General features: G+C 64.0%; 9 protein-coding genes and 1 riboswitch. Of the genes, 8 read left to right on the plus strand and 1 reads right to left on the minus strand.

Annotated elements, in window-relative coordinates; all coding sequences use genetic code 11:
* Window positions 1-132: 132 nt before the first annotated feature.
* The 5 genes from TRP66_RS02140 (at window position 133) to TRP66_RS02160 (ending at window position 9,320) form a co-directional block, all read left to right on the plus strand.
* Entirely contained in the window at window positions 133-645 is a 513-nt protein-coding gene (locus TRP66_RS02140; RefSeq protein WP_333399669.1) for a sigma-70 family RNA polymerase sigma factor, read from the plus strand.
* A 121-nt stretch (window positions 646-766) separates the two neighbouring features.
* Window positions 767-1,807, plus strand: a complete 1,041-nt coding sequence (locus TRP66_RS02145; RefSeq protein ID WP_333399670.1) for a FecR family protein — start codon at window positions 767-769, stop codon at window positions 1,805-1,807.
* A 126-nt stretch (window positions 1,808-1,933) separates the two neighbouring features.
* Complete coding sequence (locus TRP66_RS02150) at window positions 1,934-4,771, plus strand: TonB-dependent receptor (RefSeq protein WP_333399671.1); 2,838 nt, start codon at window positions 1,934-1,936, stop codon at window positions 4,769-4,771.
* Window positions 4,772-4,806: 35 nt separating this feature from the next.
* Entirely contained in the window at window positions 4,807-7,626 is a 2,820-nt protein-coding gene (locus tag TRP66_RS02155) for a M16 family metallopeptidase (RefSeq protein WP_333399672.1), read from the plus strand.
* Window positions 7,623-9,320 (plus strand): ABC transporter ATP-binding protein/permease, encoded by a 1,698-nt coding sequence (locus TRP66_RS02160; RefSeq protein WP_333399673.1) that lies wholly within the window; start codon window positions 7,623-7,625, stop codon window positions 9,318-9,320. The genes TRP66_RS02155 and TRP66_RS02160 overlap by 4 nt, the downstream gene beginning before the upstream one ends.
* 34 nt (window positions 9,321-9,354) lie before the next feature.
* Here TRP66_RS02160 and TRP66_RS02165 read toward each other — a convergent pair whose 3' ends face one another.
* Window positions 9,355-9,657 carry a hypothetical protein gene (locus TRP66_RS02165; RefSeq protein ID WP_333399674.1) on the minus strand — a complete coding sequence of 101 codons (303 nt, stop codon included), beginning with the start codon at window positions 9,655-9,657 and terminating at the stop codon, window positions 9,355-9,357.
* 105 nt (window positions 9,658-9,762) lie between these two features.
* Window positions 9,763-9,967, plus strand: a riboswitch (cobalamin riboswitch).
* 139 nt (window positions 9,968-10,106) lie between these two features.
* On the opposite strand from TRP66_RS02165, the gene TRP66_RS02170 reads away from it, so the two are divergent.
* From TRP66_RS02170 to TRP66_RS02180, 3 genes are read left to right on the plus strand one after another with little or no spacing between them, the layout of a single operon-like run.
* Window positions 10,107-11,132: an ABC transporter substrate-binding protein gene (locus TRP66_RS02170; RefSeq protein WP_333399675.1), complete on the plus strand. Its 1,026-nt coding sequence runs from the start codon at window positions 10,107-10,109 to the stop codon at window positions 11,130-11,132.
* Window positions 11,129-12,151 carry a FecCD family ABC transporter permease gene (locus tag TRP66_RS02175; protein ID WP_333399676.1) on the plus strand — a complete coding sequence of 341 codons (1,023 nt, stop codon included), beginning with the start codon at window positions 11,129-11,131 and terminating at the stop codon, window positions 12,149-12,151. The genes TRP66_RS02170 and TRP66_RS02175 overlap by 4 nt, the downstream gene beginning before the upstream one ends.
* Window positions 12,148-12,969 carry an ABC transporter ATP-binding protein gene (locus TRP66_RS02180; protein ID WP_333399677.1) on the plus strand — a complete coding sequence of 274 codons (822 nt, stop codon included), beginning with the start codon at window positions 12,148-12,150 and terminating at the stop codon, window positions 12,967-12,969. The genes TRP66_RS02175 and TRP66_RS02180 overlap by 4 nt, the downstream gene beginning before the upstream one ends.
* Window positions 12,970-13,022: the final 53 nt, after the last annotated feature.

The raw sequence follows: 13,022 nt of genomic DNA on the forward strand, positions 1-13,022 counted from the left end.
ATGCGCTTGCGACAGCGTATGCGGGATCACATCTCATTTGGTAATGATTCTCGAATACAGGTAGGATGCGCGCATTCGGGTAAGGCATCGTGTCGTCGATGCGAAACCCGCAACCCGCGAGCGCCAACGTCCTTGGATTCGTCTGCCGATAAACTCGACCTTTACCTGGCCCATCGATCGGCGCTGGTGGATTACGCCGCACCTATTGTCGGCTGTCGCGCGCGTGCCGAGGACGTGGTGCAGGAGGCCTGGCTGCGCTTCAATGGTCGACAGGATCCTGGTCTGGCGATCAACAATCCGGTCGGTTACCTGTACCGGATCGTACGCAACCTGGCGCTGGATCTGACCCGCAGCATCGCCACCGAAAGACGCCAGCCCGACGGTGACAGCCTGCTGGCGCAGATGCCGGCCGGCAGCGCGTCGCCTGAACAGGACGCCGTCAGTTGCGATGAACTGCAACAGATCGCCGACGCGCTGGCGCAGTTGCCGGAACGCACCCGCATGGCGTTCGAAATGCATCGACTCGGGGGATATACCCTGCAGCAGATCGCCGCCGCCCTGGGCATCTCCGTCGGACTCACACATCAACTGGTGCACGACGCCTTGAGTCACTGCGTGGCCTGGCTGGTCCGCGGCCATGACTGATGCGGCCAAAGGCACATCTTCGGCGCCGGTGAAAAAATCGCCGGACCAAACGTCCTTTGCTCAGGGAAGTGTACCTGTGCAACCCTTGTCGCCCTCTTCCGCCGCTGGAGCCTTGCCGGACATGCCGCAAGCCGAACCTCGCCAAGCTCATCTGGACATCGCCATGGACTGGCTGCTGCGCGCGCGCCAGGCGCCGGATGACCAGCAGCTTCAGGCGGAGCTCAAGGACTGGCGCGACGCGAGCCCGGAAAACGCCGAGGCCTGGCGTCGCGCCGAACGTGTCTGGCAGCTTACCGGCCGGCTTGCGCCGAGCACCTCGGACAAGTGGCCGCCGATTCCCGAACCGGCAGCAGTCCCGGGCGCGAATACCGCACCGGCTCAGCATCCCGCTCCACCGCGTACCGGACGTCGTCGTTCGCGGGCCTGGGCCGCCGGGCTCGCACTGGCAGCGTGTCTGGTCGTCGCGATCACTCCAACGCTCCGTCTTGCACTCGAAGCGGATTACCGGACTGCTCAAAACGAGCGGCGCACCATTGAGTTGCCTGACGGAAGCCGCGCGTTTCTCGATGCGGACAGCGCTCTCGCCGTGGCTTTTACCCAGGGCGAGCGCGACGTCCGCCTGCTTCGGGGACAAGCCTTTTTCGAAGTCCGGCCTGATCCGGCGCGCCCGTTCAAAGTCCACGCGCAAGAACTGGACGTAACCGTCACCGGCACGGCCTTCAACGTCGATCTTGAAGCCAGTGCCATCGAAGTCGCGGTCGAACATGGTTCGGTCAAGGTCAGCGAGCATGATTCAACCCGCGTGCTCAGCCCTGGTCTGGTTGCCGGACAGCGGTTGGACTATGACCGTGACGCCTGGAACACGCGGCTCGACCGACAGCCGGCCAGCCGCGTCGCCACCTGGCGCAATGGACAGCTGGTCGCCGACAATGCGCGGCTGGGTGACATGGTCGCCGAGCTGCAGCGCTACATACCGGGCAAGATCTGGCTCAGGAATGAAAAACTGGCCGAATTGCGCATCACCGGCGTCTATGACATCCGCAATCCCCAGGCCGCATTGCGCGCGATGGCGCAGCCTCACGGCGTCAGGCTCGATCAGTGGACTCCCTGGCTGACCGTGCTGGATCGCCAGCCCGTCACTGCTTCTGCAAGCGCCCGATAAAAAACCGAAAAATTTTTCGGTTTTTTCTGAAAAAAATTTCTGCTGTCCCGTCCTTTGACTCGCACGAAACATTGAGATCAATTCTCATTCAATGACTGCGAGCCAAGGCTCGTATAGGGACACGGGATGACACCGACCATCGATCAGCCGCTCAGCCTGAGCGCCGCGATCCGCAAGCACCTGAATCATGCCACCCGACTGGGTGCCTTCGGCCTGTGCTGGGCATTCGTCAGCCACAGCGTCCACGCCGCCGATTCCGTCAGTGAGCGCGAGCCGATGCTGCAAAGCCTGCGCAGTTTCGATATCTCGGTGCAGCCCCTCGACAGTGCGCTGATCAGCTTCGGCCAGCAGAGCGGGTTGCAGGTGTCGGTCGACCCCGGGCTTGTCGCCAGCCGCTACTCCCAGGCGGTCAAGGGCCGGATGAGCAGCGAGCAGGCCTTGGGCGCACTGCTGTCCGGCAGCGGCGTGGAATGGCGCTACGAACAGGGCACGCTGGTATTCGAGCTGGCGCGCCGGCAGGTCTTCGATGCACCGATGGAGCTGCAGAACACAGTGGTCCTGGGCAATCCCGAGGAAAACGCCTTCCAGGGCGAGACCGTCATCGGCCGCAAAGCGATCCAGGCATTCCCCGGCGCCAATGGCGACATCACTACCCTGTTGCGCATGCACCCCAGCGTGCAGTTCAACAACGCCCAGCAAAGCTCCAACGCCCCCGGCGAGATCGACCCGGCGGATATCAGCATCAACGGCGCCAAGTACTACCAGAACAATTTCATGATCGACGGGATCTCGATCAACAACGATCTGGACCCCGGCGAGCACAGCTACAACTCGGTGCGTCAGTTCGACTCGGCGCCCAGTCGTTCCCATGGCATCGCCCTGGATGCCGACCTGCTCGAAGAAGTGCGGGTCTACGACAGCAACGTGCCGGCCGAATACGGCGGTTTCAACGGCGGCGTGGTCGATGCCATTACCCGCAAGCCGACCCAGGCGCTGCATGGCAAGATCTCCGCATCCATGACCCGCTCCGAGTGGACCGAGTACCACATCAGCGGCGACGACAAGGAAAACTTCGCCAACACCTCGGACGAGCAGTACCAGCCCGAGTTCGAGAAGACCACGGTACGCGGCACCCTCGAAGGCCACTTGACCGAAGACTTCGGCGCGATCCTCAACTTCTCGCAAAAGCGCTCGAGGATCGGCCTGAACGGCTACGCGGACGGCTATGAAAGCCCGACGGGCGACAACAGCAAAGACCAGACGCGGCGTATCGACAACTACCTGCTCAAGACCTACTGGAACGTCAACGACCGGCTGACGCTCGATACTTCGCTGACCTATGCACCTCAGGAGAACGCCTTTTTCTACGCCGACCGGCGCGACGGGGGTTTTGTCAACGAAGGCGGCGGCTGGCAGGGTTCGGTCAAGGGCACCTGGCTGGCCGACAACGCCACCTGGACCCACAAGCTGGCGGTGACCAACCTCACCAGCTCTCGCGACTCGGAATCCAGTGACTACATCAACTGGTACTACTCGGACGCCAAGAACTGGGGCAATCCGAACTCCAACAATGCGCGCAGCGCCGAAGGCGCGTTCGGCGATCTGGAACAGACCCAGCGCGGCATCACCTACACCACCAAGGCCGACTGGCTGCCGCTGCAACTGGCAGGCACCGAGCACAGCCTGACCACTGGCCTGGAGCTGTCCCACCAGATCGCGACATGGGAAAGAACGCAGGCGGTCAATGCCGTCACCGGTTTCACCCGGGACAACGGCACCACCTGCGCGGGCGACAGCCTGTGCTCGGTCAGCCCGTTGCTCAACGGCTCCAGACGCCAGTACGCCAATCGCAAAACCGAGTACGGCGCGGGCAAGATTGAGATTACCGAGAACAAGTACGCTTTTTTCATTCAGGACAAGATCCAGTGGGGCCAGTTGACCTTGCGGCCGGGCGTGCGTCTGGAAGGTGACGATTACATGGAGAAGAAGACCGTCGCGCCCCGCTTCTCTGGCGACTATGACCTGTTCGGCGACCGCAGCACGGTGCTGGTATTCGGCGCCAACCGTTATTACGGCCGCAACCTCTACAAGTACCGCCTGGCCGACGGTCGCAACTCGCTGCTGACCGACTATACCCGCAGGAGCCTGACCGCCGACTGGACCGGCACCCGGCAAGGCGGCCTGAGCAAATTCTCGACGCTGGACATTCCCTACGACGACGAGTTGACCCTTGGCGTAGATCAGCGCTGGCTGGACACCGACTTCCGCCTCAAATACGTCAACCGCAAGGGGCGCGACAAGATCAACCGCTCGCTGGCACGTGTTCAGGGACTGCCGGCAGCGGACGGTTACAAGACCGAGTACTACACATACACCAACGAAGGCCGCAGCGAGAGCGACAACGTCACGCTGAGCATTACTCCGCTCAACGAACTCAAGCTCATGGGCACCCGCACCAGCGTGCAACTGGCGTTCGACTGGTCGCGCACCAAGGACGCCTACGGCACCTACGAGGACGCGATCAACGCCGAGCAGTTGAGCAACGATGAAGTGCTCTACGACGGCAACCTGATGAAGTACAGCGAACTGCCCGCCAGCAACTTCAACCGGCCATGGACCGCACGGATGACGACCATCACCGAAATCCCGCAATGGCATCTGACCTGGAGCAATTTTTTCAGGTACCGCGGGGCCTACGACCAGATCATCGATACCGGCGACGAGGTGCAGATCGACGGCCAGGACGTCGCGGTGTACGAGACCGCGCGGGTCGACGCCGCGCCCACCTGGGACATGCGTCTGGACTGGGAGCTGCCCACCGGGCGGGATGAGGCGGTTTTCGTCGCGGTCGACGTGACCAATGTCGCCGACCGGGTCAATCCCATCGTCAGCAGCCGCGCCAACGCCGGAACGACCTATGAAGTTGGCCGCCAGTACTGGCTGGAAGTGGGTTACCGCTTCTGAGCGGGACTGTCTGAACACCTGAACCGAGAACCCTGATGAAGTATCTGATCATGAGCCTGACCGGGCTGCTGACGCTCACCGCGTGCGCGCAGTTTGGTGGCCACCCGCAACAACAGACCTGGGACCCGCGGATCACCCGCGGCCAGCTTGGCAACGGTCTTGAATACCGTCTGGTGCGCGAAGCTTCGCAACCCGGACGGATCGACCTGCGCCTGACCGTGAAGGCAGGCTCGGTCGACGAAACCGACGATCAGGTAGGCGTGGCCCACATGGTCGAACACCTGAACTTCTACAGTCGTGCGGGGCAGCAGGACAATATCCGGACCCTGATGAATCGCTGGGGCTGGGTGCAGGGGCGTCATTACAATGCTATGACCAGCTACGACCGCACCCAGTATCTGCTCAGCCCCACCACCGGTGCCGCGCAGCTCGACCGGAGCTTGCAGGCCTTGTCGACCCTGACCCTGGCCGGCGACTACGATGCCGCAAACCTGGAGCGCGAGCGCCCGATCGTCATCGAAGAATGGCGTGGCGGCCTGGGCGTGGCGCAGCGCATGAACGACCAGCGCACGGCGTCGCAGCGCATGGGCTCACGCTATCCCGCGCACCGCACCATCGGCAACGAAGGCGCCATCCGCTCGGCTCGCCTTGGCAACCTGCAGGCCTTCCAGAAGCGCTGGTATGTGCCCAACAACATGGTCCTGACCGTGGTCGGTGACATCGACCCCGCCACGCTTCCCGCGCGTATCAATCACTGGTTCGGCCAAGCCCGCGCCGGCGAACTGCCGGACCGCTCCTATCGCGAGCTGCCTCTGGACGACAAGCTCAAGATCGTACGCCTGCAGGACAGCCAGAGCGGCAGCAATCAGGTGGCGCTGCTGTTTCGCCTGCATGAACCGGCCAGCCGTGCTTCGACCCTGGACGGCCTGCGCGAGCGTCTGATCGACCGACTGACCCTGACGGTTCTGCTGAATCAACTGCGCGACCAATCCCTGGAAGAAGGCGTGCGTAGCCTGACCGTGCAGAAAAGCCTGATCGGCGAGCACTCCAGCGTGCTTGGCATCGCAGCCGGCGTGCAGGGTGCGGCCCATGAGGCCGCGCTTCGCCAATTGCTGAGCGAGATCGAGCGCGCCCGACGCTTTGGGCTGTCAGCCGCCGTCCTGCAAAGTGAAAAGGACAAGATCCGCGCCATTGCCGAACGCATGCTGAGCAAGGAACAGCCCCGCGGGTTCGAACAGTGGGTCCGGGATTTGAACGACTCCGTCACGCAAGACAAGGTCCTGCTGAGCAAACAGGATATCGCCCGCCAACATCTGGAGGTTCTGGACAGCATCGAGGTGCGCGACCTGGATCGCCGGTTGAAGCGCTGGACCGACAGCCGCGACCGCGTACTGCAATTGAGCGCGCCTGGGACCTCGCCGCTGGTTCTGCCAGAGGTGGCCGCCGTGGAAGCCTTGCAACAGCAGATCGCCGACGCCGAACTGGCGCCGCCGCAGCTGAAACCAGCCGATATCACGGCGCAACCCGAAGCGCTGCCGACCGTGCCTGCTCCCTTTCCGGCCGGGAAGATTACCTCGCGCCGCGCCTTCGAGGCCGAGCAGGTCGAGTACTGGCAGCTGAGCAACGGTGACCGTCTGGTGTGGCTCAAGCGCAAGAGCACGGACGGCCGCTTGATGATGCAGGTCGATTCCAGCGCCGGCTTCCACAGCCCCGCCCTGCCCGCCTGGCGAAGCCAGATGGCGGCTCAGCTTGCCGGACAGAGCGCGCCGCACGGCTGGAGCGACAGCCAGATGCGCCGTTGGCGGACCGAACGGGGCGTAAGTTTCGGCCTCGATCAGACCGCAGGACGGCTGCAGATCGACCTGTCGACGCTGGAGGCGAAACAGCAGTTGCCGGTCGAGGAACGTCTGCGCAGTCTGCTGGAAACCTACCGGATGAATCAGACCTCGACCGTGATCGAGCCGCAGGCCGCCGAGGCCGCGCGGGATGCCTTGGTCGAGCGCCAGGCAAGGCGAGGCGACAGCGTGCGCGAGCAGCAGGATACGGCGCTCCGGGTCCTGCGTTTCGGACGCGAAGACTGGGAGGAGCCGACCGCGGAGCAATTGCAGGCGCTGCAAGCAGAAGATCTGAATGAAGACTGGCAACGACTGAGTCGGTCACCCGCGACCTACTACCTGATGGCGGACGTTGATGCGGCGACGCTTGCCCCGCTGGTCGAGCAGCAGCTGGCGAACATTCCCCGAGGCGCCGCGTGGCAGGCCGTGACCCCGAAGCCGTTGCCGGGCCGACGTGAAGATACGCTGGCCATCGCCGTCGAACCGCGCGCAACGCTGCAGGCCCATGCCTTTCACCCACACGCCTGGACGCCCGAGGACGCGGCCCGCGTGGCGGCGCTGAAGGACATCGCCAATGCCGCGCTGAAACGCCAACTGCGCGGCGAGGCCGGGGGCATCTACAGCCTCGTCTTCGACACCACCCTGGACCCGCACAGCGAGCGCATCGAAAGCCGCCTCAGCTTCACCAGCGATCCGGCGCGGATCGACGAGCTGTGGCATCTGGCGCAGACCACGCTGGCAGGGTTACCCGGCGCCATCGATGCCAGAGACGTCGCGGTCGCCCGGGCGAATCTCAAGCAGCAGGAGCGACTGCGTCAGGCCGACGATCAGACCCAACTGCGGCGCCTCATTCTCAGCGACCGGCGCTGGGGCGATCCACGTTATCTAAGCCGGCAGCAGAACCTGACCGAGGCGCTGACACAACCGGCGCTCCAGCGTCTGGCGGGCGAGCTGTTCGACGCTGCCAATCGGGTAACGCTGCGCCTGCTGCCGGCAACAGCAGGGAAAGTCGCTCCGTGAAAACCCTCAAAACCTTCTACCGGCTGGCAAGCCCTTACTGGCTTGACCGACGCCAATGGCTGTCGTGGGTCTTGCTGGCCAGCGTCATCGGCATGGGCCTGCTCGTGGTACAGATCAACGTCTGGATCAACGCCTGGAGCAAGACCTTCTACGACACGCTCGGGGAGTTCAAGACCGATGAACTTTATTCACTCATGGGCCAGTATTCGCTGTACATCGCGGCCTACGTGCTGATCGTCGTCTACCTGGAGTGGCTGCGAAAGGCACTGGTGCTGCGCTGGCGGCGGGCGATGACCCAGAGCACCATCGACGCCTGGATGCAGGGCCAGGCCTACTATCGGCTGGGGCTTAAAGGCGAGCCGGACAACCCTGACCAGCGCATCGCCGAGGATATCGACCTGTTGGTCGACCGTAGCGTGCAATTGCTCGCCTCGTTCGTCATCAACGTGGCGCAGGTCGGCGCCTTCGCCATGGTGCTGTGGAACCTGTCGGGCGTGCTCGAATTCGAGCTGCTGGGCCAGCCCGTCGTCATTCACGGGTATCTGCTGTGGATCGCGATTCTCTACACGGCGCTGGGCACGGCCTTCACCCACTTTCTGGGCCGCCCGTTGCAGCCACTGGATTACCAGCAGCAGCGCTTCGAAGCGGACTTTCGCGCCAGCCTGCTGCGCAAGCGCGACCACGCCGAGCAGATCGCGCTCTATCGAGGCGAGGCGGTAGAGAAGCGTCAACTGGCCGAGCGTTTCGAGCGCATCGCCGGCAATTGGTGGCAACTGATGGAACGCATGCGCAAGCTGCAATTCTTCACGGTCAGCTATGACCGGGTAAGCCGGATCATTCCGGTGTTCGCCGCCCTGCCTGCCTTTCTCGCCAAGACCATCACCCTGGGCGGGCTGATGCAGATCCGCAGCGCCTTCACGGCCGTGCAAGGCTCGCTGAGCTGGTTCATCGAAATGTACCCTCGCCTGGCCGCATGGAGTGCGACGGTAGAGCGGGTTGGCCAGTTCCATCAGGCCATCGAGGCCACCAGGGCCCAGGTACGGCCGATTGACCGGGCGCAGGTTTTGCGGGTCGAGCATTTACAGATCCACCAGCCTGACGGCAGCGTGCTGCTCGACGACCTGAACCTTGCCGGCCACGCGGGCGAATGGCTGCAAATTGCCGGGCGCAGCGGGCTGGGCAAGTCTACGCTGTTGCGCACCCTGCACGGGCTCTGGCCGTACTACCGGGGTCACTGGACGCTGCGTGAAGGGCCTAGCCTGCTGATTCCTCAGCAACCGTACCTGCCGACTTTGCCGTTGCGCGAATTGCTGGCGTACCCGGCGGCGCAATGTCCGCCGGATACGCGGCTGGTGGAAGTCCTGCGCGAGGTCGGGCTGGCGCAGCTGGCGGAGCGACTGGATGAGCAATGCGAGTGGCCACGTCAGCTGTCCGGTGGCGAGCAGCAACGGCTCGGACTTGCTCGCGCACTTCTGTATGCGCCGCAGACGCTTTATCTGGACGAAGCGACCAACCAGCTCGATGACGCCAGCGCCTGCGAGTTGCTGGGCAAACTGCGACGCGCGCTGCCCGGCACGCTGGTCGTTGGCATCAGCCACCAGCCGAACGTGGGCCGGTTGTTCGACAGGACGGTGGAGTTGCCGGATTCGCAGCGGGCACATCGCCAGCAAGCTGGCTCCTACGGGACCGGGTAGGAGCCAGCTTGCTGGCGATAAGGCCTGTCGGCGCTCAGCCTTCCCAGGCCACGGTGCGCAGGCGCCACAAGGCGACGTCCAGCAGATCTTTGGTGAACAGAGGTGCAAACCTTGGTTGCAACATCAGCGATTCCATCGTCAGGTCTTCCCGCCCTTCGCGAACCAGACGTTTGAATCCGTCCTGGAACTGGCCGGAGACGATGAAATGAATGGCAACGTCCACCGGGTGCTGCTCATCGACCATTTTCTCCCACCGGGGAAAATGGTAGCCGGCCTCGTGACACTTCTTCACGTCTTCGCGGACGGCCTGGGCGAAGGCTTCTCGTAGTGCTTCCACGGATTTCACCTGCTCGATCGGTTGATAGGCCCACCATAAATAGCACGTCGGGCGCGGCATCGGCAGTCTCCGGCGCAAAGCATTAGCCAGGTCAAGGCTGATCGTTTACCATCGCGCCCCGTCGGTTTCCGAGAGGAACTAACAGGGAATTCGCGCGCTTCGCTCAGCCGAGGCGCAAACGAAACTGCCCCCGCAACTGTAGGCACCGAGCCTGTTCCGAAGCATCTGCAAGCCACTGGGGCGACCCGGGAAGGCCGGAACCGGGCGATGACGTGCCAGTCAGGAGACCTGCCGACCTGCTGCAAACACTGACCGGCGGGGTGTCCGGGAAGGACATCTCCGCGCGCTCTTTCTGCGCTTCGTCTTGCCTTGCCTGCACGGCACTGGCCTGGGATGTGTTTCCTGCATGTACCTTGCGTCCTGCACACGTACGATAGGAGATCGCATTCATGTCCCTGCCCCGCTTCGCCGTCCTGATCGCAGCGCTCATCGGCGCCACCGGTTTTTCGTCGCTCGTGGCCGCCGCACCCACTCATTACCCCCTGACACTGCAGAACTGCGGCATGCCGCTGACGTTCGAGCGGGCGCCTCAGCGCGCGGTCACCATCGGTCAGGCTGGCACGGAAATGCTCTACGAACTGGGCCTGGGCGACCGGCTGGTCGGAACCTCACTCTGGTTCAATGACGTGCTGCCGCGCTTCAAGGCGCAGAACGACAAAGTGGAACGTCTGGCCGACAACGACCCCAGCTTCGAGTCGGTCATCGGCAAGCGCCCCGGTCTGGTCGCGGTGCAGCTGGAATGGATGGTCGGCCCCCAGGGCGTGGTCGGCACCCGCGAGCAATTCCATGACCTGAAGATTCCCACTTACATCATGCCGTCCGACTGCGAAGGCAAGGACAATCTGGTCGGCGCGGATGGCACGCGCCTGGAGCCGTTTCGCATTGAGTCGATCTACACCAGCATCGAGCAACTGGCGCAGATCTTCGACGTCCAGGAGCGCGGCCAGGCGCTGGTGGCGCAGTTGCAAGAGCGTCTGAAAAACGCCCTGGCCAACGTCCAGCGCAACCATGACAAGGACGTGTCGGCGGTGTTCTGGTTCTCCAGCGCCGATCTGGACATCGACCCCTACGTCGCCGGTCGCAAGGGCATCCCGGACTTCATGCTCAAGAGCCTTGGCATGCGCAACATCGTCGAGTCCGATGAAGAGTGGCCGACCGTGGGCTGGGAAACCATCGCCAAGGCCAACCCGAGCATTCTGGTGATCGCGCGTATGGACCGCCGCCGCTTTCCGGCCGACGACTATCGCAAGAAGCTGGAGTTTCTCAAGGCTGACCCGGTTACCCGCAACATGGACGCGGTGAAGAACGACCGTATCGTGATCATCGACGCTGATGGCATGCAAGCCAGCCTGCGCCTGTTCACCGGCATCGAAGAACTCGCTGCCGCGGCCGACCGGTTCAGCAAGGCACCATGAAATTTTCCGCAGCGCTAGGCCATGCATTCTGGGTAACGGCACTGCTACTGGCGGCCGTGCTGGCCGGCACGGCCATCGGCGAGACGGCGATCGGCCCTGAGGCGATCCTTCAGACCCTGGCCAACAAGCTGTGGGGCGCGGGCTACGTGCTCGACCCCATAGACGAGGGCATCATCTGGAACTATCGCCTGACCCGCGCCATAGTCGCTGCCGCCTGCGGCGCGGGGCTGGCGATTTCCGGCGTGGTGCTGCAATCGCTGCTGCGCAATCCGCTGGCCGATCCTTATCTGCTGGGCATTTCAGCCGGGGCGTCGACCGGCGCCGTATCGGTCGCCGTGCTGGGTCTGGGCGCGGGCGCCGTCTCGCTCTCGGCCGGTGCCTTCGCCGGCGCGGTGGCGGCGTTCAGTCTGGTCGCCCTGCTCGCCCGCTCGTCCCGCGGCACGACCGCGGCTGGACACATCATCCTGGCGGGTATCGCCGGTTCGCAGTTATTCAACGCGCTGACCTCGTTCCTGATCACCAAGTCCGCCAGTTCCGAACAGGCCCGGGGCATCATGTTCTGGCTGTTGGGCAACCTGAGCGGGGTGCGCTGGCATTCGGTATGGCTGTCAGTGCCGGTGGTGCTGGTCGGGTTGTTGGTGTGCCTGTGGCATCGCCGCGCGCTGGATGCCTTCATCTTCGGCAGTGATTCGGCCGCCTCGCTGGGGATCCCGGTGCGCCGCGTGCAGATCGTGCTGATCGCCTGCGCCGCGCTGGTGACGGCAGTAATGGTGTCCATCGCCGGCTCCATCGGTTTCGTCGGGCTGGTGATCCCTCATGCGGTGCGCATGCTGGTGGGCGTGCGGCATACCCGGCTGGTGCCGGTAAGCGCCCTGTGCGGCGCGCTGTTCCTGATCGCCGCGGACGTGATTTCCCGGACCCTGATCAAGGGCCAGACCCTGCCCATCGGTGTCATCACCGCGCTGGTGGGTGCACCGGTATTCGCCCTGATCCTCGTCCGCGGGAAACCCATGCGATGACTGCCTTTCTGCCACAACCCCATGAACCGGTCGTGCCCGCAGCCGCGCCAGCCGGTCCGGCACTGAGCTGTACGGACCTGTCATATGGCATCAAGGGCCAGTTCCTGCTGCGCGATGTCAGCCTGAGCATCGCGCCGGGCGAAACCCTGGGCATCGTCGGCCCCAACGGGTCGGGCAAGTCTACTCTGCTACGACTGTTGTCCGGCATCCTCGCGCCGACCCAGGGCGAGGTTCGTCTCAACGGTCGGGTGCTGGCCAGCATGCAACGCCGGGAGATCGCGCGCCTGCTCGCCGTGGTCGAGCAACAGGCTGAAACCAGCGACAGCATCCGGGTGCGTGATGCCGTGGAATTGGGACGTACGCCCTGGCTGTCCGCGCTGGAACCCTGGAGCGTCAGCGATGACAGCATCGTCGATCAGGCGCTGTACGATGTCGGCCTTTCCCAGCTGCGCGACCGGGTCTGGCAGACCTTGTCCGGCGGCGAACGCCAGCGGGCGCACATCGCCCGGGCCCTGGCGCAGCGACCGCAGATCCTGCTGCTCGACGAACCCACCAATCACCTGGACATTCATCACCAGCTGACGATTCTCGGGCTAATTCGCGCGTTGCCCATCACCACGGTGATTGCGCTGCACGACCTCAATCAGGCGCTGGAATGCGACCGCCTGGCCGTCATGCATCAGGGCCGACTGGCCGCCCTCGGCCCGCCGGCCGAAGTGCTGACGCCGGAACGCCTGCGCATCACCTTCGGCGTGGAAGGCCGCTGGCTGACGGACCCGCACGACGGCGCGCGAATCCTGCGTCTGCGTTCGCTGTAATCCCCTGCCGACAGGGCCCGAGCATGCACCCAAGGAACTGATGTGTACCGCCT

It is taken from the genome of Pseudomonas sp. JDS28PS106, assembly GCF_036706555.1.
GTDB lineage: Bacteria > Pseudomonadota > Gammaproteobacteria > Pseudomonadales > Pseudomonadaceae > Aquipseudomonas.